Annotated in this window: 18 protein-coding genes; 8 read left to right on the forward strand and 10 right to left on the reverse strand. The window is 54.6% G+C overall.

The window, feature by feature from the left end; genetic code table 11:
• Positions 1-515: 515 nt before the first annotated feature.
• From EDM54_RS22305 to EDM54_RS22320, 4 genes are all read right to left on the reverse strand, one after another.
• Positions 516-1,343, reverse strand: coding sequence for an undecaprenyl-diphosphate phosphatase (locus tag EDM54_RS22305; RefSeq protein ID WP_024983682.1), 828 nt, complete (start codon positions 1,341-1,343; stop codon positions 516-518).
• Between the two features lie 250 nt (positions 1,344-1,593).
• Positions 1,594-1,983, reverse strand: a complete 390-nt coding sequence (locus EDM54_RS22310; RefSeq protein WP_003388735.1) for a BlaI/MecI/CopY family transcriptional regulator — start codon at positions 1,981-1,983, stop codon at positions 1,594-1,596.
• A 97-nt stretch (positions 1,984-2,080) separates the two neighbouring features.
• Positions 2,081-4,402: a M56 family metallopeptidase gene (locus EDM54_RS22315; RefSeq protein ID WP_170208392.1), complete on the reverse strand. Its 2,322-nt coding sequence runs from the start codon at positions 4,400-4,402 to the stop codon at positions 2,081-2,083.
• 207 nt (positions 4,403-4,609) lie between these two features.
• Entirely contained in the window at positions 4,610-5,614 is a 1,005-nt protein-coding gene (locus tag EDM54_RS22320) for an ABC transporter substrate-binding protein (RefSeq protein WP_003388737.1), read from the reverse strand.
• Between the two features lie 178 nt (positions 5,615-5,792).
• Between EDM54_RS22320 and EDM54_RS22325 the strand changes: the two genes are divergently transcribed.
• From EDM54_RS22325 to EDM54_RS22370, 8 genes are all read left to right on the forward strand, one after another.
• Positions 5,793-6,755, forward strand: coding sequence for a FecCD family ABC transporter permease (locus EDM54_RS22325; protein ID WP_081607767.1), 963 nt, complete (start codon positions 5,793-5,795; stop codon positions 6,753-6,755).
• Positions 6,752-7,765: a FecCD family ABC transporter permease gene (locus EDM54_RS22330; RefSeq protein WP_003388740.1), complete on the forward strand. Its 1,014-nt coding sequence runs from the start codon at positions 6,752-6,754 to the stop codon at positions 7,763-7,765. The genes EDM54_RS22325 and EDM54_RS22330 overlap by 4 nt, the downstream gene beginning before the upstream one ends.
• A gap of 346 nt (positions 7,766-8,111) precedes the next feature.
• Entirely contained in the window at positions 8,112-9,086 is a 975-nt protein-coding gene (sbnA, locus tag EDM54_RS22335; RefSeq protein ID WP_003388741.1) for a 2,3-diaminopropionate biosynthesis protein SbnA, read from the forward strand.
• A gap of 93 nt (positions 9,087-9,179) precedes the next feature.
• The gene (gene sbnB / locus EDM54_RS22340) at positions 9,180-10,178 is read left to right on the forward strand and encodes a 2,3-diaminopropionate biosynthesis protein SbnB (protein ID WP_031932471.1); all 999 of its coding nucleotides are present in this window, start codon (positions 9,180-9,182) and stop codon (positions 10,176-10,178) included.
• Between the two features lie 61 nt (positions 10,179-10,239).
• On the forward strand, positions 10,240-12,096 hold the full coding sequence (locus tag EDM54_RS22345; protein WP_122958803.1) for an IucA/IucC family protein: 1,857 nt from the start codon (positions 10,240-10,242) through the stop codon (positions 12,094-12,096).
• A gap of 61 nt (positions 12,097-12,157) precedes the next feature.
• Positions 12,158-13,996, forward strand: coding sequence for an IucA/IucC family protein (locus EDM54_RS26255; RefSeq protein ID WP_170208391.1), 1,839 nt, complete (start codon positions 12,158-12,160; stop codon positions 13,994-13,996).
• Entirely contained in the window at positions 13,993-15,234 is a 1,242-nt protein-coding gene (locus tag EDM54_RS22365) for a type III PLP-dependent enzyme (protein WP_122958805.1), read from the forward strand. Before EDM54_RS26255 ends, EDM54_RS22365 begins: the two co-directional genes overlap by 4 nt.
• Positions 15,235-15,268: 34 nt before the next feature.
• Entirely contained in the window at positions 15,269-16,033 is a 765-nt protein-coding gene (locus EDM54_RS22370) for a ParB N-terminal domain-containing protein (protein ID WP_122958806.1), read from the forward strand.
• Between the two features lie 186 nt (positions 16,034-16,219).
• On the opposite strand, the gene EDM54_RS22375 is transcribed toward EDM54_RS22370, so the two are convergent.
• From EDM54_RS22375 to EDM54_RS22400, 6 genes are all read right to left on the reverse strand, one after another.
• Positions 16,220-17,524, reverse strand: a complete 1,305-nt coding sequence (locus EDM54_RS22375; RefSeq protein ID WP_003388748.1) for a (Fe-S)-binding protein — start codon at positions 17,522-17,524, stop codon at positions 16,220-16,222.
• Positions 17,521-18,915 (reverse strand): FAD-binding oxidoreductase, encoded by a 1,395-nt coding sequence (locus EDM54_RS22380; protein ID WP_031932467.1) that lies wholly within the window; start codon positions 18,913-18,915, stop codon positions 17,521-17,523. Before EDM54_RS22380 ends, EDM54_RS22375 begins: the two co-directional genes overlap by 4 nt.
• A 38-nt stretch (positions 18,916-18,953) precedes the next feature.
• A complete protein-coding gene (locus EDM54_RS22385; RefSeq protein ID WP_003388750.1) occupies positions 18,954-19,643 on the reverse strand; it encodes a FadR/GntR family transcriptional regulator in 690 nt (229 codons plus the stop codon).
• 259 nt (positions 19,644-19,902) lie between these two features.
• The gene (locus EDM54_RS22390) at positions 19,903-21,162 is read right to left on the reverse strand and encodes an MFS transporter (RefSeq protein ID WP_003388751.1); all 1,260 of its coding nucleotides are present in this window, start codon (positions 21,160-21,162) and stop codon (positions 19,903-19,905) included.
• A gap of 26 nt (positions 21,163-21,188) precedes the next feature.
• Positions 21,189-22,058, reverse strand: a complete 870-nt coding sequence (locus EDM54_RS22395) for a DUF6282 family protein (protein ID WP_003388752.1) — start codon at positions 22,056-22,058, stop codon at positions 21,189-21,191.
• Between the two features lie 20 nt (positions 22,059-22,078).
• The gene (locus tag EDM54_RS22400) at positions 22,079-22,729 is read right to left on the reverse strand and encodes an MBL fold metallo-hydrolase (protein WP_170208390.1); all 651 of its coding nucleotides are present in this window, start codon (positions 22,727-22,729) and stop codon (positions 22,079-22,081) included.
• Positions 22,730-22,858 lie beyond the last annotated feature (129 nt).

The raw sequence follows: 22,858 nt of genomic DNA on the forward strand, positions 1-22,858 counted from the left end.
TCGGTACTATGAACCCCTCCGACTCCCTCTCTGCCATCCACCACTTCCCTTACGGTTATAGGTTTCCGTTTTACGCTCCTGACGGGGCGTGCAGAGTAGGGTCTCCCCAGTTCCGTTAACTACTTTCTCAACATACCGCTCCCCATACCCCGAGGGATTCATAGGTGCTGTATTCCAAGTTCTCCACACCGTCCTTGGCCTTCGCCCATATGAAACAAGCTCGGCTTCCCTTTGTCCACCTCTCGGTGGTCTTTCTTAACGAGGCTGCAGGATTCACTTTATGTTACGGCCTGCTGATTTGCTCGCACTCTTTCGAGTTACTTTGTCACAGGGCTTCAACCTTAGGATTTCTCCACCAGTTGCCTGTCAGCTACGAGGTGACTTGGCTCCTGCCTCGGTTGGACTTTCACCAACTAGCAATTAACGGCTTGCTGGGCACGCTTCACATAAAAAAACACGTCTCCATTCGGCAAGGAGACGTGTCAATCTGTACATGGCTGTTAAATCAAGCCGTCTTACAGGAACACAAAGTAAATCACAGCCGCGAGCACCAAGCGGTAAATCGCAAACGGAACCAGCTTGACGCGGTTGATCAGCTTCAGGAAGAAGCGGATCGAAATAAGCGCAAAGACAAACGCGCTGATAAACCCGACGATGAAAAAAGGAACGGCATCGAAGGTGATGTATTCCCATCTTTTCAAAAGCGACAGGAAGCTTGCTCCCGCCATGATCGGCACTGCCATGATAAACGTAAAATCGGCAGCCGCCCGGTGGCTCATCCCGAGAAGGACACCGCCAGAGATCGTGGACCCGGAGCGAGAAAAGCCCGGCCACAGCGACAAGCATTGGATCAGTCCGACCATCAGCGCCTGTTTATAGGTGATTTGGTCGACTGTCACTACTTTCGGTCGGCCCGGACGGAACCAGTCCGCCGCAATCATCAGCAGCGCACCGATGACGAGGCCGATGACGACCGTCTTTGTCGAGAACAGGTATTCATCGATGTAATCGTCAAAGAGAACGCCAAAAATCCCGGCTGGAATGAGACCGATCAGCACGGTCAAAAGATTCAGGCGCGGTCCGGAGGTGGACTGGCCCGGCATCTTTTTGAGCCCGAGCAGGTTCATGAAGCGGTCCCACATCAGAACGACGACTGCGAGGATCGACCCCAATTGGATCACGATTTTAAACGTATTGGCGACTTCCGGGGAATACAGTTCTTTGGTCTGGAACAAGAAATCGTCGACGATAATCATGTGGCCGGTAGAAGAGACCGGCGCAAACTCGGTGAGTCCCTCAACCAGTCCGAGGATCAGGGCGACAAACGCTTCCCATAAGCTCAATGGATTCACACTCCTACTAGATGAAAACTATTAGACCCTACTGCTCTGTATCTGGGGACATAATCGTTGCCTCGATGAATAACTCCTTTATTAAGGTACACGATTGCGGCTGTGAATCCAAGGATTATAGGAGAAAAGATAGCAAATTTCCTATCAAAACGAATTGCAAAAAAGAAGCTGTCTTTGTGCGGTACAGCTTCTTTCTGGTTTGCTTGTGTACAAGAAAATAGCGAGGCTGCGATGGAAAAGGTTATGTCCTTTTGTTGGAATCCTGCTTCTCCAGCAAAATTTTCTGCAGCTGCTCAATCTCCTTTTCGGATAGATGGGCATCTTCCAGAAAGTTGCTGACCATGAGATGAGCTGCTCCGCCGAACACTCTTTTGAGAAAAGACTGGCTTTCGGCTCGAATACATTCTTTTTCCGATACCAAAGGGTAGTATTTGTAGCTTCTTCCTTCTTTCTCGAACCCGATGGCTTTTTTCTTCAATAGTCGATTTATAAATGTGCGGACTGTCTGATCGCTCCACTCGATCTCTTTCGGCAGCTGCAGAGTAATTTGGTCGGCCGTTATCGGGTTGTCCTTCCAGATTATCTTCATGATTTCCCACTCGGATTCCGATATTTTCGGCGTATTGGCCATATGGTCACCCTGCTTCCCTTTATAATTCCCATTTACACTCGTAAACAAAAGAAATTGTGAGTCATAATCGTACAGGCGTAAACGCAAGCTGTCAATGTTATTTGAAATTGACCAAATCGATGGGCTTTTCATTCATCAGGAATTGCAAAATCCTGTTCCGCTCGGGACTGTCATCGGCTGGGCCGTCATTCCAAAAGGTGACCTTCAAGCATACATCGTCTTCTTTCCAGAAGTAGACGACCAGCTCCGCCTCCCTCGCGCTGCTCAATGGTCCGTCTGTTTTATGGCTGACCGTCTTGAGCAGCTCTTTTCCCGCTATGCTGACCGGCTGCAGCTTCACTTCATTTTTTTCGCCGTCGATCCGCTCAAAAGCGACGGTACCGTTCTTCTTCATCGTTTCGTACATGCTGTTGTTTTTGATTTGCTGAAGCTTTACCCTTTTGACTCCCGCCTTGGTCTCATCCTTCGGTTTATAGAAAATGGTGAGATCCCTGTTCTTTTTGTCTGCCTCATTTTCTGGAAAACTGAAGTTCATCTTGTCGCCAATCCAGGCACGGTCGGCTTGAATCGCTCCCGGGAGCTCAAAGGGAAACTTGGGCACAAAGCCAATCGCTTCAGGCAGCCGCTTTACATCTCCTGTGTCGTAAATGCCTTCGTTCAACTGTTCTTCGCTGATAAATCGCTTGTACAGCTCCTCATCAGGATATTTCATCGAGCCGATGATGCTGATAATCTCGTCATCCTTGAACTTGAAGTTTGATCCGGAATTTGTGATCTCATACTGGACGCCTTGGTCCTGCCAAAAATAATGCCGCTGAAAGTCCTTTTCGTCCCCGTGCTGTATGGTGAATTTTACGATTTTCTGCCCGTTAACGTTGAAGGTCTCTTTCTTCTTCTCCAATTTTTCTTCGGTCTTTTTATCGCCATCCATAATCGTTATCGTTGTAAAGTCGTTTTGATCGAAATCGTCGGTCACGGCTTCCAGATCAGCCTCGGCAGGCTGTGCCTTTAACCGAAAGCTGTCGTGGTTGATGCCCTCGACAGTTTTGGCAAAGCGCAATGACGCCAAGCTTGTGCCTGCTTTTTCCTTCGGGGCAAAGTGGATGACTGTAAAACGGTACCCGTCAGGCAAGGCTGCCGGAACCTTAAATTTGAAGCCGGAAATCTTGACGACCTTTTCCAGACTGGCATACGGCCGCTGAAAATCATAATCGAACAGAATTCGTTCCTTCTCAACCGTCTCCGTGCTTGCGGACTGGCTCCCGGGAGTTTGAGGAGCGCTGGCGGGCACCGGGCCAGTCGAAGGCACCGGACTGCTGGCGTTGGTCAATGTGGCTGCCCCCAGCACCCCTACGCATAAAACGGCAGCGACAGACAGTTTATACGATCCCTTTTTAAACGACTTGATCATGTGAATCCTCCTCTTCATTTCCATTTGTTGATTGGGTCCGAAAAAATACAGCAGCTCAGACTGGCGGCCAGCGGGCGAAAAGCGCTTCAGGCATTCGATGATCGTCATCCCATATGGCACCGCCTCCGCTTCGCCGAGCACCTCCAGAACGCAGGCGTCGCAGGCTAGCTCCCTGTCTGCTTTCATCCGCTTCATGCCAATCCACACCAGCGGATTCATCCAATGGATCGCCAGCGCCAAGCTCCCTATCGCATTCCACATGATGTCTTTTCTCTTGTGATGGGCCAGCTCGTGCAAAAGGATGTGGGCAAGCTGGGAAGCGCTCAGCTCCCTGGCCATTTCCTGAGGCAAATAGATCCACGGGCGGAAAAGTCCGGAGAGGTACGGGCTTTTCCCCTGTCGTCCGGTATAGACAGGAACAGGTTCCCTGATCCCCAGGCGCAGTCGGCAATCCTCTATGATTGACACGATTTGGGGATCTGTCAGCAGCTCCAGCCGTCTGCGCTGGCGACCCATTTTCACTGAAAATGCGGCCACATACAGAATCAGGGCCGCCGCTCCGGCCAGCCACGCGACAGCGGCTAGTCGCAAAGCGAGTGAATAGGATAAGCCCGCTTGTTCCGTCCCTTCATCTGCTTGACGGGCAGGGACGTTCGCTGGCTGCTGCGAGCCTTCCATAAGCGGCGGATGCATCTGAGTCTTTGGAAATGCAGCATAGTGGAGATTTTCAACCATCTCCGAAGGCAGCCGGTTCTCAGCCAGCGATTCCAACACGACGGCCTGTTTGCTTGCCTTGCCCAGCTGCAAGAGGTGGAAAATGCTCACCGGACTGTCCGGAAAAACAGGGACTAGCAGCCTTAACAGCACCAGCAGCCACAAAGCATGCACAAGACGGGGACTCAGCCTGCGGCGCAGCAGTCTTTGCACAGCCAGCACCAGCAGCAGGACGACGCTCGCCGCTGCGGTAGCATCCAGGAACCAAAGAAAAGCGCGAATCAAAATATCCATGTTTTCCCCTCTCCGGCAATTTGGGTTTACCATTTACATTTGTAAAAGAAACTGACTGCCTTTGATATTACATTTGTAAATACAAACTGTCAATAGCTGGTTTCTGTGGAATTTTATTTTTTGCCCGTGGACGTTCTCAGAAAAAATAAAGGCCAGCATGCTCCGGTCGAACCCCGAAACACACTGGCTCCATTATTAATGCCCACTCTACTTGTCCAGATGCTTGATCACTTCATCCAGCATCAGGTTTCGCGACAAAATCCCCATCCCGCTCAGCCACGGGTCAGTCGATACCTCATACACATTCCCGGCCTGAACTGCCTTTAATGTCGCCCAAAGGGGATTTCCCTTCAGTTTGGTTGTCATGATGTTTTCCTGGTCGCGGCTGAACCAGAAAATGACGTCTCCGTCCATATCGGCGATTTGCTCCTCGGTTGCTTTCTTGGCAAAGTCTTTCTCCGACTGGGCCTTCGGGCGGGGAAATCCAAGCTCCTCGATAAATTTCCCGCTGTACGATTCCGACAGGTAAATGCGAACGTGGTCCGCATTCATCCGCAACACGGAAACTTCTGTTTTCCCGATCTTATCGCCCATCTTTGCTTGAAAGTCAGCCACCCGCTTTTCATAATCGGCTATCAGCTTTTCCGCTTCCTGCGCTTTCCCCACAGCCTCGGCATGCAGCTTCAGGTTTCCCTTCCAATCCAGCCCCATCGTCTCAACAAAAACAGTGGGGGCCATTTCCATCAGCTTGGAATGAATCGCTTCGTGCTGGTCTTTGGTTCCCAGAATCAAATCCGGCTTTAATGCCGCGATGGCCTCCAGATTCGGCTGGTCGATCGTCCCCACCTTTTCGATTCCGCTCGTTTTGTCGCCCAGATACGAGAAAAACGGTTTGTCGAGAGACACTGTGGCAGCGCCAACAGGTGTTACGCCGAGTGCCAGAAGATTATCCAGAGCGCCATTGTCCAGAACGACGATGCGCTTGGGTTCGGCCGGCACCTTTACTTCTCCCATCGCGTCCTTTACGGCATGCGCTTGCGTACCTTCCTGGCTTGGCGCATTCTCCTGGGGCGAGGTACTGGAGTTCGCAGCGTTGGACGCCGGTGCTCCCTGAGCGGATGGCGCAGCCGAATTGCCGCATCCAACCAGGAAAAGAGAGAGCGACAGTATCAGTAGAAAAAAGAAAAGGGCATGTCTTGACATGGAATACATTGACAGATTCCCCCTTGCTTTGTATATTTTTCATGAGAATGATAACTATTCTCACAATTACGAATCATATACTTGATAAATAAGGTTGTCAAGGATATTTGTGTAAATCACATCCGGATTGCGAGTGAACGTTGTGGGCAAATCGCGGAAACATCTCCGGCTGCTTGCCGGGCTGATCATGGGACTTGTTGCAGTCCTTCTCTTCATCGGGATCAGCATTTCATTTGGGATTGTGGACATCAGTATGCTGACGGTTGTCGAAGCATTCCTGGAATTTGACGGGTCCAGGGAACATCTGATCATTTCTACCACCCGTCTTCCCCGGGCGTTGATTGCCGCGGCGGTAGGAGCGTGCCTCGCCGTAGCGGGGGCTATGACACAGGCTCTGACCCGAAACCCATTGGCTGCTCCCGATCTGCTGGGCATCAATCACGGAGCCGCGCTGTTGGTTGTCCTGTCCCTGTTTCTCGTCGGCGGGCATAATCTCACCCTTTATGCATGGGCAGCCTTTCTCGGGGCGGGGGCGGTGTCCATCCTCGTCTTTCTGCTCGGTTCTGCCGGGCGCGGCGGCATGACTCCTCTGAAGCTGACGCTGGCCGGCGTCTCTGTCACGACCCTCTTGTCCGCGTCCACCCAATCGATCCTGATCTTTCACGAGCGCTCCCTTGACGAAATGCGCTTTTGGCTGGCAGGGTCGGTCGTAGGGCGGGATCTTGCGCTTCTCGTTCAGGTGCTTCCCTTTATGACAGCCGGGCTGTTGCTTGCCTTTTTCCTGAGCAGGGAAGTCGATACGCTGCAGCTCGGAGACGATGTAGCCAAAAGCCTGGGACAGCCAACGAAAATGGTGCGAACGCTCGCCTTCATTTCTGTGGTGCTGCTCTCTGGCAGCAGCGTGGCGGTGGCCGGTCCCATCGGATTTGTCGGGCTCGCTGTTCCGCATCTGGTCAGGTCCATCGTCGGCAAAGACCACCGCTGGATTTTTTCCTACTCGGCGGTAGCGGGAGCTGCGTTGCTGCTGCTTGCTGACGTGGCGGCGCGCTTCATTTTGGACAACCAGGAGCTGCCTGTCGGCGTGATGACAGCTATCATCGGGGCTCCATTCTTTATCTACCTGGCGCGGAGGAGGGTGCACAAGCTATGAGAGGGGAAATGATGAATAGGCGCCCGACAACGCTTTTTGCCCTGCTCATCCTGCTTGCCATCGCTTTTTTTATGGCCAATATAGGGGCGGGCGAATACGAGCTGTCTTTGTGGGAAGTGGTTCAGACGCTGTTCGGACTGGGGAGCGGGGAACATTCGTTTATCGTCAATACGCTGCGTCTTCCGCGTGCTTTGATTGCTTTTCTGGTAGGGGCGGGACTGGCTGTTTCGGGAGCGATTTTGCAAGGGATTACCTCCAATCCTCTCGCTTCTCCCGGCGTCATCGGACTGAATGCAGGGGCATCTCTCGCCGCTGTTCTCGTCATCGTCGCCCTGCCGGCGGTTCCGCTCGGCTTTTTGCCGCCTGCCGCCTTTGCAGGAGCGCTGCTCGCGGCGATTCTCACCTACTGGCTCGGCTGGAAGGAGGGGAGCTCGATGTACCGGATCATTTTGGTCGGAGTGGGCGTCTCCGCAATCGCGCAAGCCTTTATTACGATCATCATGATGTCGGGAAAGATCATGCTCGTGACGCAGGCCCTGATCTGGATGACGGGAAGCGTCTACGGCAGAGGCTGGGAGCACTTCTATGCCCTCCTTCCCTGGATGATCCTGTTTCTCCCGCTGGCGTTTCTGCTTTCCCGCCAACTGAACCTGCTGCAGCTCGGCGACGACGTCTCCAAAGGGCTCGGCAGCAAAATCGAGTGGGTGCGGGGCGGGCTGATTCTGGTCAGCGTCGCTTTGGCAGCAGCTTCCGTGGCGACCGCCGGAACCGTGTATTTTGTCGGCTTGATGGCTCCCCATATCGCCAGACGGTTGTTCGGTCCCTCCCATACGACGCTGCTTCCGGCCTCTGCACTGACCGGCGGGCTCCTTGTTCTTGCTTCCGATTTTGTAGGCCGGACGATCGCTGCTCCGGTAGAGCTTCCCTGCGGATTGATTACAGCGATGATCGGGGCCCCATATTTTATTTATCTGCTTCTGACGGAAAATAAAAAATCAGGAAAAATGTAAGGAAAAGACATTATTGACAATGATTATCAATATCATCTAAAATGGGGTTGCCCACGGGAGAATTGGACGGGAAAGGAGGTGATTTTCTGATCGGTGAGGGTGAAGTGAAACTGTTTTCGCAAAAACACGAAAAGCCGTCAACCAGACAGACTTTGGCCGGTACAGCCTGGTCACGGCGTTCGTTTTCGCACCCCGTTTTTTGCTGGGCAAAGTAGGGCGCCTTTTCTGAATGTAGCAAAATCAAGCATGGATATAAACGCAAAGGGATCTTCCTATCAGGCAAATCCTCATTTTTTTGAACGACAATGATAATGATTATCATTTTTATTTGAGGGAGGGCAACCGTATGCCTTTTGCAGGAACACGACCCACTATCGCATCCTCCATCGTCGATTGCGTCGGACACACTCCTCTCGTTCAGCTCAAACGGCTTTTTGCGCGTCCAGGGCTGAGCGTGCTGGCGAAGCTTGAGTTTATGAACCCGGGCGGCAGCATGAAGGACCGTCCCGCCCGCTACATCGTCGAACAGGGGCTGCGGGATGGGACGATTCGTCCCGGCACCCACATCATCGAGAGCACATCCGGCAACCTCGGCGTCGCGCTTGCAATGGTTGCCAGAGTCTACGGCTTATCGTTTACATGCGTCGTCGATCCGAAAATTACGAAGGCAAATCTCCAAATCCTGCACCAGCTCGGCGCAAATATTGACATGGTGGATCAGCCTGACGACCAGGGCGGATATTTGCAGACCCGTATCCGCAGAGTAAAGGAGCTGTTGACCATACTCCCCGACAGCTTCTGGATCAACCAGTACGCCAACGAGCTGAACTGGAAGGCCCATTATCACGGGACCGGCAGCGAGATCGTGGAACAACTGGACGGGCCGGTAGATTGCCTGTTTGCCGCCGTGAGCACGACAGGCAGCATCATGGGCAACGCCCGTCGCCTGCGGGAAGCTTTTCCGAGCATCAAAATCGTGGCAGTGGATGCAGTCGGCTCGGTCATCTTCGGTTCACCCTCCGCTCCCCGGGAACTGCCGGGCATCGGCTCCAGCCGCGTCCCCGAGCTGTTGAACCCGGACGAAATTGACGAGGTCGTGCACGTGAGCGATCGCGAATCCGTGCAGGGCTGCAGGGACCTGCTGTTCCACGAGGGGATCTTCGCCGGAGGTTCTTCCGGTTCGGTCATCGCCGCTGTTCGGAAGCTGCTTCCCTCCTTTCCTCCCTCCTATCGCATCGCCGTCATCCTGCCGGACAGAGGGGACCGTTACCTCGACACGGTTTACGATGACGATTGGGCATCCGGTTTGCCTTCGCTTTAAACACTACGCAAAACGAAAGAGGTGTGTCCCGTGATCCACGCAACCAATCAGCAAAACGCGCTCACGAACCATGCTGCTTCCCATGCTCCCTCCCTGCTTTATCTCAACAGGGAGGCCATCGCTTCACTGGGCGGGAACACGTCCGCCCTCTATGTCGAAGCCATCGCCGAGGTGCTCGCCAAGCACGCCCGCGGCCAATACGTCCAGCCGTTGAAGCCGTACCTGCGGACAGACGAAAAAGACGGCCATATCGCCGACCGGATTATTGCCATGCCTGCGCATGTCGGCGGGGAGGATTCCGTCTCCGGCATCAAATGGATCGGCAGCAAGCATGACAATCCGGAAAAAAGAGGGCTGGAGAGAGCGAGCGGTCTGATTATTTTGAACGATCCTGTCTCACGCTACCCGATCGCGGTGATGGAGGCGGGCATGATCAGCAGCATGAGAACGGCGGCGGTCACGGTCGTGGCTGCCCGCCACTTGGCCAAGCAAGGGTTTGCCACCGTATCGTGCATCGGCTGCGGACTCATCGCCAGACGGCAGCTCCAATCCCTGCTGGAACAATTCCCCCAGATTCAATCCGTCCATTTGTTCGACCTGCACGAAAAGGCGGCCCGGCAGCTCGCCCAGGATATGGCTGAAGCCTTCCCGGCTGTCGCTTTTGCCGTGGACCGATCAGCCGAGCAAGCGATTCGCCAGGGAGAAGTCGTCGTGACGTGCACCGTCGCGGACCAGCCCTACATTCCGTTTGAATGGCTGCAAAAAGGGGCCTTTGTCAGCAATGTCTCGATTATGGACTTGCATAAAGAAGTGTTTATCCGCGCCGACAAGGTGGTTGTCGACGACTGGGAGCAGTGCAACCGGGAGAAAAAAGTGATCAACCAGCTCGTGTTGGAAGGAAAATTCTCGCGCGAGCGGCTGCATGCGGAGCTGGGCGAAATCGTCATCGGCGAAAAATGCGGCCGGGAGACAGACGAAGAAATCATTATCCTCAACCCGATGGGCATGGCTGTCGAGGACATCGCCTGCGCCCAAAAAATGTATCAGAGGGCAGTGGAGCTCGGGGTCGGCCTTCCGCTTTCCTTGTATTGACGCTTTGCTTTCCGAGCAACCTTTTCGGAATTTTTGAAAACGAAAGGCAGGGGATCCGGCAATGAAACATGCAGAGGGTACCGTTCACCAAAAGCGGCCGCTGGAGGCAATGGAGGCACCGGAGCCATTGGAGCCGCTGGAGCCGCACAAGCCACTGGAGGCGCGGCTGGCCGAACATGCGGCAATCGAGCGGATTTTGAACGCCTATCTTCGCGAAAACGGCATTTTTGACCCGAGAGTCCAGCCTGATCAAAAACAGCTATCCATTCCGCTCACGGACGGGGCGATGTTTCGCCTTGACTTGCCCAACACCGGCGTTTCACTCGCAGGGGAGATGAGCTTTTGGTCCAGAGGGGGGCAACACGCGTATGGCACCTCTTTCTATCAAACAACGGGGTCTTCCTATCAAAAGGTGGAAGGCTGGCAGCTGATTCATTTTATCCTCGATGAGCTTTCCTGCCTGGAAAAGAACGAAGACATTCGCCTCCAAAAGAAAGGCGAACTGCTTCTGAACATCCAAAACAGCGTGCAAAAAACAGAAAGCTACCTTCGGCATTTCCTGCTCCAGCAAAAGACTCGGCATCCGTCCCACGGCTTTCTTCCGTCGGAACAATCGCTCTTTCGCGGCCATCCGTTTCACCCGACCCCGAAGAGCTCGGAAGGATTCGCCAAAGGGGAGCTGCGCAGGTTCGCACCGGAGCTGGGGGCGTCATTTCAGCTGCACTATTTGGCTGTTTCCCCTGAGCTGATCGTGGAGGAGTGGATTCAAGCCCCTGAAGGGGACAGCCAGGAAGCTTGCATCCCGCAAGGTGTTCGGAAAGCGGCGGCATCAAAAGCGGAGAGGGGAAGAGAACATTACAAGCTGCTTCCTTGCCACCCGTGGCAGGCACACTACCTTTCCTCGCGCGAGCCATTCCGGAGCCTTTTTCTTGCGGGAAAAATCACCGATCTGGGGCCGCTGGGAGAGCGCACATATCCCACTTCGTCGGTGAGGACCGTCTGGGAGCCTGGACACTGCTGCCAATACAAGCTGCCGCTCCATGTGCGCATCACGAACTTTGTCAGAGTAAACACGCAGGAGCAAATCAAGCGGACGATGGATGCGGCGAAAATCGTCCGGCACGAACAGGAAGCCTTTTATACCGAGCGCTTGCAGGTATTGATGGAATACGGGTATCGGAGCATCTCCCTGCCGGATGTTCCCCCTCAGGAAAACGACCTGTTCATGCAGGAATGCGCCGTTGTCTTTCGGGAAAATCCGCCCGAGCTGATGGGCAAGGAAAGTCCTGCCTTCGTCGTCGGCTCCTTGATGGAAACGCCGCCCGGCGAGACCGAACCCGCTTTATTCCGTGCCATGCGGGACCACGAAGAGAGCCGTTTGCCCGATCTGGGCGATTGGTTCCGGCAGTACCTTGCGATCAGCATGCTGCCAATCCTCTCGCTTTTTGCGGAAATGGGAGTGAGTCTGGAAGCACACGCCCAAAATTCGCTGGTCAAGCTGGAGAACGGCTGGCCCGTCAAGCTGTACGTGCGCGATCTGGAGGGCATCAGCGTAGACCGGCAAGTCGCCATTGGCAAGGGCTGGGTCGGCGGACTGGTAGATGCGGACAGCCCGGTTCTCTATACGCGGGAGCAGGCGTGGCTCCGTTTGCAATACTACTTTTTTGTCAACCACCTCGGCTATGTCGTCCGTACCCTTGCCAAATACGGCGGGCAGGACGAGTCCGCGTTCTGGAGCATAGTCAGAAATACCCTGCTGGAGCAGCGCCAGCGCCTCTTGTCCAAGCGAATGGCAGACTGCATCGATGCTTTGCTGCATGACCAAACCTTGCCGGCAAAAGCCAATCTGGTCAGCATCTTTCAGCGGAGAGGCGAATCGCCGCTCTATGTCGACATTCCCAATCCGATACGCTGCTGAAGAGCGACAAACCGTACACGAACTGCCTTTACCACGAAGGGGTGAAACCATGGAGAACGTTATGAGCAAATCTTTTGATCCCGCTCTCCCGATGCAGGATTGGGAGGCCGCCTTGCGCAGTCCCGAATACGCCAAGGTACGCAGACGGATTTTCCGGCAGATCGTGGAATCCCTGATCTACGAAGAGCTGGTCGAGGAAAAATCGCTGGCGCTTCCTGACGGCGAGAGGGGATTCGTGCTGGAGGGCCGCACCCGGACAGGAAAACCGGTGCAATATCTTTGCCGCGGCCAAAGGAAGCTGAGCTACGCGAGGGTCCGTTTGACGGCCGCACCCATCATGAGAAGGGTAGACGGCAACGAGACGGAAGCCGTTTGCCTGGCAACCTTTCTCGAAGAAATCGGCCCGACCGCCAAAGAGGAGCCGAAGCAGTTGGAAGGCTTTCTCAAGGAAATCCGCCAAACGCTGCTTCATGACACGCACGCCAAGTTTCTGCAGACGAAGCGTCCGCCCGCTTCCCCGGCCCACAGCTATGCCGAGCTGGAAGGAGACATTCTGGACGGCCATCCGTACCACCCTTGCTACAAGTCAAGGATCGGCTTCAGCCCGGCGGACAATGCGGCCTATGGCCCCGACTTCAAGCCGTTGTTCAAGCTCTTCTGGGTAGCCGTGCACAAGCAGCGCGCCGTCGTCTCCTCCTCGGCGGGACTGGATGTTGAGGAATTTCTGAGAAGCGAGCTGGGAGAAGCTTTGTACCGCACGTTCGCCGAGCAAATCCGAAGCCGGGGATACGATCCAAAGGAGTACGCGCTCGTGCCTGTTCACCCGTGGCAGTGGGAGAGGAAAGTTGCGGACGCCTTTTTCGAGCAGATCGGCAGCGGACAGCTTCTTCTTTTGGGGGAGGGTACCGATGCTTACAGCCCCCAGCAGTCCATCCGCACACTGACCAACCGGACGTCTCCCGGGAAGGCGTACGTCAAGGTTTCGCTGGGCATCCAGAATACGTCGGCAAGCCGCATTCTCGGCCATCATCATGTGGAAAACGCCGCGATTGTCTCCGATTGGCTGGAGTCGATCCGCAAAAGCGATCCTTACTTGCGGGACGAACACCGTGTGGTCTTGCTGCAGGAGGTGCTGGGCGTCCACTTTTCCGATCCGGATCTGCCCGAAGCCGTTCAAAGGGAGATGTACGGTTCATTGGGCGCGATTTGGCGGGAAAATGTGTCCCTTTATCTGGACTCGGACGAAAGCGCCGTTCCCTTTACGGCGCTGTGCCACATCGGTGCGGACGGCATTCCTTTCATTAATGCATGGGTCCAGACATACGGCTTGCCTGCATGGCTGAAGCGCGTGCTGGAAGCCTCCATTCTCCCGCTCGTGCATTTCATGTATGCCCACGGCATCGCCCTGGAATCGCATGCCCAAAACATGGTGCTGCTCCACCGCAACGGAATGCCCACGCGGGTCGCTCTGCGCGATTTTCCCGGAGGCATCCGCTACTACACAGGGGAATTGGCCGATAAAGCGTCCCAGCCCCATCTGAAGGCTCCGCCTGCCTTCCATTCCAATGTGATTTCGTCCATGGCCACCGAGCAGGCTTCCGAGGTCACCGACTTTTTGCACGATGCGTTTTTCCATATCAACCTGTCGGAGTTTGCCATGTTCCTGGAGGACCAGTATGGTTTTTCCGAGCACACCTTTTGGGCGATGGCTGCCGAGATTATTCTTGCTTACCAAAAGCAATTCCCTCAGCTTCGCGAACTGTTCGCCAAGCTCGATCTGTTCCAGGAGAACGTGCTGGTCGGGCAATTGACGATCCGCCGTTTATGCGGAGAAACCCTGTACCGGGAGCATGCGGTTCCCAATCCGCTGCACAGCGCCTTGAAGGAGCTGATGGTATGAATCTGCCGTATCCACCAGGTCCCCTGAACCAGTTAAATCAACTGGCTCGGATCATCGAGGAAAAAAAGCGCACCCAAGACCAGCCGATATGTGCCTATTTGTACGATCTGGAGGGACTTTCCCGGCATGCCGAGGAAGTGACACGCGCACTTCCTCCTTCCTGCCGGCTGTTTTACGCGATGAAGGCCAACTCCGACCCGGAGATTCTGAAAACGCTCAGCGGGCGTGTGCACGGCTTTGAGGTGGCTTCCCTCGGCGAAGTGATGAAGGCGCGGGCCGCAAGTGAACGGACCCCTGTCATCTTCGGCGGGCCAGGGAAGACGGATGAGGAAATCAGAGGAGCGATTGAGCAGCGGGTCACGCTCTTGCATGTGGAGAGCATGCACGAGCTGAAAAGAGTCGAACACATTGCCGCAGCCATGAACAGGACCGTCCCCATCCTCCTCCGCATCAATCTGAGCGGACCCTTCCCGCAAGCGACTCTCGCCATGGCAGGGACGCCGACGCAGTTTGGCATCGACGAATCGCTCGTCGGAGAAGCGATCCATCTGGCGTTGTCCTGCCCGCACATTTCGCTGGAGGGCTTCCATCTGCACTCGCTGTCCAACCAGCTCGACTGGCGCAGCCATCTGGCGCTGCTCGCCTATTATTTTGACAAGGTGGATGGCTGGTCCGGGCAATACGATATCAACATCTCTACGATCAACGTCGGGGGCGGGATCGGGATCAATTACGCTGACATCGGCAGCCAGTTTGGATGGAGCGAGTTTGCCGACGGCCTTTCCCGTCTCATCAGCGAGCGGAACAAAGAGGGGACCTCGATTCTGTTTGAATGCGGGAGGTTTTTGACAGCAGCCTGCGGCTACTATGCCGCGGAAGTGATCGACATCAAGAAAAACCACGGCAAGCATTTTGTCATCGTCAGGGGAGGGACGCACCATTTCCGTCTGCCGGTGTCCTGGCAGCACAACCATCCATTCGCCGTCGTGCCGCTGGACATCTGGAACTATCCGTTCGAGCGGAAGGAAATCAAGGACAGCGATGTGACCATCGTCGGCCAGCTTTGCACGCCGAAAGACGCATTTGCCAGGGATGTGCCCATCGACCGCATCCGTATCGGTGACGTGGTTCTCTTTTTGTACGCCGGGGCGTACGGGTGGGCGATTTCACACCACGATTTCCTCAGCCACCCTCATCCCGAGCACATGTATTTGACAAACACATCTGTTCTCACATAGCCATCCCGAGTGGCAAGGTAAAAAGGAGGCACTCATGTCAGAGGTTTTGCTGTCACTGCAATTGATCGAGCTGGACCAAATGTCGCTACACGAAGAGCATGAACCGTCGAGGCTTGAACGTGTCAGCCAGTCGATGCGGGAGGATGGGTTTTTGCGCCATCCGATCCTGGCGACGGAAATGAGAGACGGCCGCTATCTGGTGCTGGATGGAGCCCACCGCATCGGCGCTCTTCGGCTGCTGGGGTATTGCAAGGTGCCTGTACAGGTAGCGAGGCAGGACGATTTCTCCATCGAGGCGTGGCATCATCTCGTTCCTGCAGACGCGGGGGTACAGCAGCTTTTTGAGGACCCTTCCCTCCACTGGACGGCGGGGAGCGGAGCTGCTGCACAGCGACAAGGCTGGCTGGAGATCGTGGATGAGCACGGCAATGTGCGGGCCCTGGATTGCGGAGTTCGCCACGACTTTCTGGAGGCTTGGCACAAGGTCGTTTCCGCATACAACGCCCGCGGAGCGGTCAAACGGGTCCCTGCCGGAACCTGCCTTCTGCCGGACAGCGGGATGCTATTGATCAGATTCAAGCCGCTCTCGTACGCGGAGCTGGAACGCGTGATGGAAGCAGGGCGCGTGCTCCCGGCAGGGGTCACCCGCTTCCAGATCAACGGTCGCTTGCTGAACCTGAAAATCCCTCTTCACCTGCTGCACAGAGATTCCGACGTTTCGGAGTGGGAGAGGCTGCGGCATGTTTGGCGTCGCTCTCTGCGTTTATATACTGAACAAGTTTATTTATGTGAAATATAAATAACATGCCGCTACAGCCACAGACGACAAAATAGAAACGGATCATCAGGCGCTTGACGTCCTTGATGATCCGCTTTTTTCTGTCTGTCCCGAACAGTTGGTGCTTGTACCGGGCAGCGCTTTTCCGGGTAGTTTATGCTAGTACCGGCCGAACAGTTCATGCTTGCATGTATCACATGCTTGTACCTATAAGTTGATGCCGCACCTTTCGGCCAAATATTCCACCAGGTGGACGGCCCGCATCCGGTCGTTCAAGTTTTCCCGCTCGATGCCGAGCTTCATTTGCAAAAGGCAGCCCGGGTTTGTCGTGACAATCGTGGTGGTCTGCGTATCTTTGACGTGCTTCATTTTGTAGTCGAGGATTTCCATCGAGGCATCGTACTGCACGATGTTGTAGATCCCCGCCGAACCGCAGCACATATTGGCCTCTTTCATCTCGACCAGCTCCACGTTTGGCAGGCCTTTGATCAGCCCCAGCGGGTCTTCGGTCACTTTTTGGACGTTTGTCATATGACAAGAACGCTGGTACGTGACTCTCTCTGCCGGTCTCTCCTGTCCCTTGATCCCGCCGCACAGGGCGAGCACCTGGGAAATGTCTTTCGTTTTCCCGGCAAATTGGCGGGCCCGCTCAGCCCATTCCGGTTCGCCCGCGAGCAGGTGGTCGTATTCCACCATCATCGCGCCGCAGCCGCCGGCGTTGTTCACGATGAAATCGACTTCCGCCTGTTCAAAAGCGACAATATTTTGCTTCGCCAGCTTTCTGCTTTCGTCCAATTCCCCCGTGTGGGCATGCAGCGCGCCGCAGCACGTCTGCTTCTCGACTACGATCACATCGCAGCCGACCTCGGCCAGAAGCTGGACGGACAGATGATTGATCCTTCTGAACATGGCGTCCATGACGCAGCCGACAAAGAAGGCGACCGTGTATTTCTTTTCACCCTTGGCTCTCGTTACCGCAGGCAAGCTGGAGCGCTCGCCCGGCGATACCGGAGCCGGCATGATTTTTTCAAATTCACCCAGATGAGCAGGCAGCTTCTCCATCAGCCCGCTTTTTCTCGCGAGCTTTTGGACACCTGTTTTTTCATACAGCCACATGGCGTTGCCGATCAGCTTCATCGCCCTGCGGCTGGGGAAAACCTTTTTGAACAGCGTGTTTCTGAGCGCTTTTACCGGTACGGAAAACTTCTTGCGCCGCGTCACGGCTGCACGAGCCGATTCCAGGATCGCGCCGTATTCCACACCTGTCGGACAGACCGTTTCGCAGGCCCGGCAGCCGAGGCACAGATCCAGCGGCTCCTCCAGTACCGAAAGATCCTTGATTTTCCCCTCGCCGGCCATCTTGACCAGGTTGATCCGGCCGCGCGGGGAATGCGTTTCCTTGCCCATTGTCAAATAAGTGGGACAGGCGGGCAGACAGTAGCCGCACTGCACGCATTTGCTGGTTTTGTCGTAATTCAGTTCCGCACGCAATGCTGCAAGATTCTCACTCATTCGCTCAACACCAACTTTTGTCCGGGCTCCGGAAAAATCTTGCCGGGATTCATAATGTTATGAGGATCCCAGGCTTGCTTGATGCGCTTCATCATATCCAGGCCCGCGGCTCCCAATTCCATTTCCATAAACGGCGCCTTCATCGTTCCGATGCCATGCTCTCCGGACAGCGTGCCCCCTAGCTGCACAGCGGCTTCGAAAATTTCCGCAACGGCCTTTTCCACGCGGGCCATTTCTTCCTTGTCCGCTTTGTCCGCGATGATGTTCGGGTGGAGATTTCCGTCGCCCACGTGGCCGAATACAACGAGATGGATATTGTACTTCTCCTTGATCTCCTGCAGGCGTCGGCACATCTCGGGAATTTTGCTGCGCGGCACAGTGGCATCCTCGGAAATCTTCGTCGGCTTCACTCTGACGATGGCCGGAGAAACCAGCTTTCTCGCCTTCCAGACATCTTCCTTTTCCGCCTTTGTTCGCGGTACGCGCACTTCCCTCGCGCCGATTTGCTTGCATACCTGCGAGACCTGCTCGGCTTCATCTCGTACCGCCATCGGGTGGCCGTCCAGCTCGATCAGGATCAGTGCCTCCGCATCTGTCGGCAATCCTGACGGCTGGTAGTTTTCCACTGCCACCATGGAGGCCTGATCCATCAGCTCCATTTTGGACGGCAGGATGCCTGAGGTGAGGATCTGGGAAATTGCTCTCCCCGCGTCAACGAGGCTGTCAAAGACCGCCATCACTGTTTCCGAAGCGGGAGGCTTCGGGATCAGCCGCAGGATTGCTTTTGTAATAATGCCAAGCGTGCCTTCCGAGCCGACGATCAGCTTGGTCAGGTCGTAACCGGTCACGTTTTTGACCGTTCTCCCGCCCGTGCGGATGATCTCGCCCTCCGGGGTGATGACTTCCAGGCCGATGACGTAATCTTTTGTCACGCCGTACTTCAAGCCGCGCGGTCCGCCTGAGTTCTCCGCCAGATTTCCGCCGATGGTAGACACATGGGAGCTGCTCGGGTCAGGCGGATACATGAGTCCCTTTGCCTCCGCCGCTTTGTGTATGTCGGCAGTCAGTACACCCGGAGAGACGACCGCGACCAAATCTTCTTCGTCGATTTCGAGCAAATCGTTCATGACCGATAAATCGATGACCATGCCTCCCTTGACCGGGAGAGGACCGCCGCTCAAACTGGTCGATTGGCCGCGCGGATAAACAGGGATTTTCTCGCGGTTGGCGAATTTCACCAGCTCGGCTACTTCCTCGACGCTCTTCGTCTGAATGACTGCATCGGGAAGAAAGGTTCCAAACGAGGCGTCAAAGGAGTAGCTGAACCGGTCGCTTTCATCGGTAAGCACTCTGCCTGTTTTGACAATGTCAACAATTTGTTTGATTTGCATGTCCGTCATCGTCTCATTTTTCTCCTCTTGTTGTTGGACTAAGAGAACAGGTCCAGCTTTTTCTCCGCATTTTTGAGGTGAATGGCGCATTGGATTTTCGCCAGTTCCGGTTCCTCCATCTCAATGGCCGACAGGATGTTCAGGTGCTCCTGATAGACCGCTTTGCGCTTCTGTTTCAAGCCCAGGTTGGACTGAAGAGTGATCTGCAGGGCACGCTCGTAGAGAGAAGACAGGTTTTCCATCGCCTGGATCATGACCGGGTTATGCGTGGCCAAAAACATCGACCGGTGGAACTCCATATCCGCTTCCATGCCAATCTTGCTGTCGTCGGCCAATTCTGCCTCCAGCCACTGGAGCGCCTCTCTCATTCGTTCCAGTTGTTCAGGCGTTCGCCTCAGGGCAGCCAGATAGGCGGCCTCAGGCTCAAGAATCTTCCTCATCTCAAAAAGGTGTCTGATCAGCTCGGCATCGTCATTTTCAATCTGGATGTTGCTGAATATGCTGGAACCGTTGCGCTCTTCGACAAAGCTCCCGCCCCCCTGGCGAGAGTTGATGACACCGGCTGCCCGCAATACGCTGAGCGCTTCCCGGATCGGGATTCGGCTTACGCCAAACTGGGCAGCCAGCTCCATTTCCGTCGGCAATTTCGAACCTGGGGGATATTTGCCCGCCTCGATCAACTTTAACAACTCACGTGAAATGATTTGCGACAGTTTTTCTTTGGACATCGTACATCTCCGATTCTCATTTTGGTTTATTTGTAATACAAATTGTAAATTATTCAGATGGCAAAGTCAATTCCGGTCGACTCTTTACCATTGTTTTGCAGACAAACTGAGCAAAAGAAGGACAGGAAAAGGAGAGCACTTGTTCACTCTCGCAATAATTGTAATACAAATAACAAGGAAAAAGAAAAGTTCATGATGGACTCCTCATCCACAATGAACTTTTCTTGTCGACAATCGATTGTCTATGTGCAACTGTATGCTAATTTAATTGCTTGCCCATCGTTTCCGGCAAGAACAGCAGTACGAGGATTGCCGCCAGCGCAAACGAGATGGCCAGGAACCCGAATGCCGCACCGAGCCCCATGCCGGTTGCCATAAATCCGACTACAGTCGGTGCAGTTGCAGCGATTCCGCGTCCAAAGTTGTAACAGAACCCTTGTCCGGTCGCGCGAATCTCAGTCGGGAACAGCTCGGCCAGAACCGCTCCAAAGCCGCTGAAGTAGCCCGATCCAAAGAAGGCGACAAACGGACCGAGGATCAGCAGTCTGGTCGCGTCGCTGGACATGCCGTAAAACGGAACAAGCAGCGCCGCCAGCGCGAAGAACAGGATAAAGGTCTTTTTCCGTCCGATCTTGTCCGCCAAAAAGCCGAAGGAGACGTAACCCAACCAGGCACCTGCCTGCATGATGACAATCCAGGTCGTCGATTTCATAATATCCAGACCGGCCCCGCCTTGATCGACTGGAGTGCCGAGGTAGGACGGAATCCAGGTGAACAGGCCCCAGTAGCCAAATTGCGCGCAAACGCTCAATGCCGCACCGAGTATGGTCCAACGGAGTACCTTCCCGGAAAACAGCTCAACCAGCTTAGGCTTGCTTTTCTTTTTCTGCGTGGTGGCCTCCTGCTTCATTTTTTCCCAGATCTCAGGCTCTTTTGTGCCTTTGCGGATCCAAATGGCGACCAAAGCCGGAACAATTCCGAAGAAAAACACTCCGCGCCAGCCCCACAGCGGAATGACCAGACCGGCCACAATCGCAGCCAGCGCGTAACCAATTGCCCAAGCACTTTGTACGAGACCCATCGCTTTTCCGCGATGCTTTGCGTCCCAGGTTTCCGTAATCAGGGCTGCGCCCGCAACCCACTCTCCACCCATTCCGAGCCCGAGCAGCAAACGGAATACGGCCAATTGTGTAACCGTTTGCGAGAATCCACAGAGGAATGTAAACAATGAGTACACGATAATACTGATCATCAATGATTTCGTGCGGCCATACCGGTCAGCAACCATCCCGAACAATAGTCCGCCGAAGGCAGAACTGAGCAGGGTAAGCGTTGCCAAAAATCCGCCGGCCGTCTTGTCCATCTGCAACTCCTGCATCACTTGCACCAGAACCATGGAGTACAGCATTACATCCATCGCATCCAGAGCCCATCCGGACCCGGCAGCGATTAACGCCCGCCATTGGTTTTGCGTAACCTCTTTATACCATGGCTTGTTTGACAACTGTGCTTGCGCCATACTTTTTCAACCCCTTTTCTCTTGTCTTACGTAAGCCCGATTAATTCCGCCGGGTTGAAACAAGCCATTTGCTCAACCTCTTTCTCTGTCATGCCCTGTTCCAATAAGATTTGAATAAACTGGTTGTACCCTTCCGTCGGCACCGGATGGTTGGCCTGCCCGAAATCGGTTTGCAAAATGCACTTTTCAATGCCGATCTGGCGGATGCCCCGCACCAGCTCGTCCGGCTCGATCGACTTCCACAGCGGCATCAGCGTCAGCATCGACTTCTCGACATACGCGCCCATTTTGACGAGTTCGATTTGCAGCGAAAGATCCATTTTGTTGATTTTCAAATCAGGATGGGCGACAAGCACCTTTTCCACCCCGCGCTTCGTCGCGACTTCCACGAGCTTCCGGGTTTCCAGCGGAGAGAGATGACCCGTTGCCAATACGGCTCCGGTGCCCTTGATCAAATCGATGATGTCATAGACGACGGGCAGCAGCTCGCCGTCCTCCGAAAGGATCGTGATCCCTTTCTGGGGCAGGAGGCGAATGGTCGATTTTTGTTCCTTGTAGTCGCTCTTTCCGCCGTAATGATCCAGATGATGCTTGGCTGAGCCGGTAGGCATCCAGATCAGCTTTGCCCCCTGCTGAATCGCCATGTCTACGGCGTAAGGATTGAGACCGCCGACGTACTCATTGAGCACCAGCGAGCCGTAGACCTCGATTCCTTCCACCACTTTGCTGACCAGCTTCGCTCTGGAAACGGTCGATTCTTCGTGCGCCTTGAGGACGATTGCCCGCATCCCCGCTTGCTTGGCTTGCTCCGCCAGCTCCAGATCATTTACCGAACGGGGAAAAATGCTGGGACTGGAGTGGACGTGTATATCAATGGCACCTTTTAGATCGTTCATTTCAACCACCTTCTGTCATTTCAGATTTTGAGCGAGAATGTCTCGTCCTTCCAAGGTACGATAATTTGTACAGCGCTTTCATGCAACGGGTTGACGACGATTCCCTGGCCGGTTCTCTCGATCTCCAGCAATCGATCATGGCCGGGGACGACAACATCTGCCCACTGGGCGATCGCCCGGATACTCTCTTTGCTTTTGGCGTCATCCCATGTCATCACTGCGTCGCCACTGGTCAGCTCCAGGATGTTTTTCACCGCGTCTGACACCAACGCCCACTTTCTCCCCTGGTATTCAGTCAGAATGGAAAACAAGCCCGGCGTATGCCCCGGTGTAAGCAGCCACGGAAGTCCTTCGACGACGCCGGACTCTCCGGACAGTAGCGACAGCTTCCCGGAATCGCGCAAAGCCGGAAACATCTCGCGAGGGACGGCGAGGTCCTTTGTCCCGTTCTCTTCTATATGTTTGACTTCCTCTTCGTGCAGGTAAAACGTAGCGTTCGGAAACAGCGGATAGTTGACAGCGTGATCAAAATGAAAGTGACTTAACAGGACCGTACCGACATCTTCGGGGCCAACCCCCAGCTCCTTCAGTTTGGCCAGCAGCGAATATCGCTCATGAAAGCCCACGGTGTCATACAAAATCGGCGCTTTTCCTTCTCGGCGAATCAACACGCAACTGCTCCATCCAAGAAAACCACGGCTTGATCTTCCCGGAAAGCCTTGATACAAGACGGTAATTTCCATGTTGGTTTCCTGCCTTTTCTGCGTCGCATTTTGTTTGCTGTATACGCCCTGCTCACG

The sequence above is a fragment of the Brevibacillus borstelensis genome, assembly GCF_003710865.1.
Lineage (GTDB): Bacteria > Bacillota > Bacilli > Brevibacillales > Brevibacillaceae > Brevibacillus > Brevibacillus borstelensis.

Coding starts and splice junctions, on each gene's coding strand:
- EDM54_RS22310 (WP_003388735.1), bottom strand. CDS start 1,983: ATGGCCAATACGCCGAAAATATCGGAATCCGAGTGGGAAATCATGAAG.
- EDM54_RS22315 (WP_170208392.1), bottom strand. CDS start 4,402: ATGGATATTTTGATTCGCGCTTTTCTTTGGTTCCTGGATGCTACCGCA.
- EDM54_RS22320 (WP_003388737.1), bottom strand. CDS start 5,614: ATGTATTCCATGTCAAGACATGCCCTTTTCTTTTTTCTACTGATACTG.
- EDM54_RS22325 (WP_081607767.1), top strand. CDS start 5,793: ATGGGACTTGTTGCAGTCCTTCTCTTCATCGGGATCAGCATTTCATTT.
- EDM54_RS22330 (WP_003388740.1), top strand. CDS start 6,752: ATGAGAGGGGAAATGATGAATAGGCGCCCGACAACGCTTTTTGCCCTG.
- sbnA (WP_003388741.1), top strand. CDS start 8,112: ATGCCTTTTGCAGGAACACGACCCACTATCGCATCCTCCATCGTCGAT.
- EDM54_RS22345 (WP_122958803.1), top strand. CDS start 10,240: ATGAAACATGCAGAGGGTACCGTTCACCAAAAGCGGCCGCTGGAGGCA.
- EDM54_RS26255 (WP_170208391.1), top strand. CDS start 12,158: ATGAGCAAATCTTTTGATCCCGCTCTCCCGATGCAGGATTGGGAGGCC.
- EDM54_RS22365 (WP_122958805.1), top strand. CDS start 13,993: ATGAATCTGCCGTATCCACCAGGTCCCCTGAACCAGTTAAATCAACTG.
- EDM54_RS22370 (WP_122958806.1), top strand. CDS start 15,269: ATGTCAGAGGTTTTGCTGTCACTGCAATTGATCGAGCTGGACCAAATG.
- EDM54_RS22375 (WP_003388748.1), bottom strand. CDS start 17,524: ATGAGTGAGAATCTTGCAGCATTGCGTGCGGAACTGAATTACGACAAA.
- EDM54_RS22380 (WP_031932467.1), bottom strand. CDS start 18,915: ATGCAAATCAAACAAATTGTTGACATTGTCAAAACAGGCAGAGTGCTT.
- EDM54_RS22385 (WP_003388750.1), bottom strand. CDS start 19,643: ATGTCCAAAGAAAAACTGTCGCAAATCATTTCACGTGAGTTGTTAAAG.
- EDM54_RS22390 (WP_003388751.1), bottom strand. CDS start 21,162: ATGGCGCAAGCACAGTTGTCAAACAAGCCATGGTATAAAGAGGTTACG.
- EDM54_RS22395 (WP_003388752.1), bottom strand. CDS start 22,058: ATGAACGATCTAAAAGGTGCCATTGATATACACGTCCACTCCAGTCCC.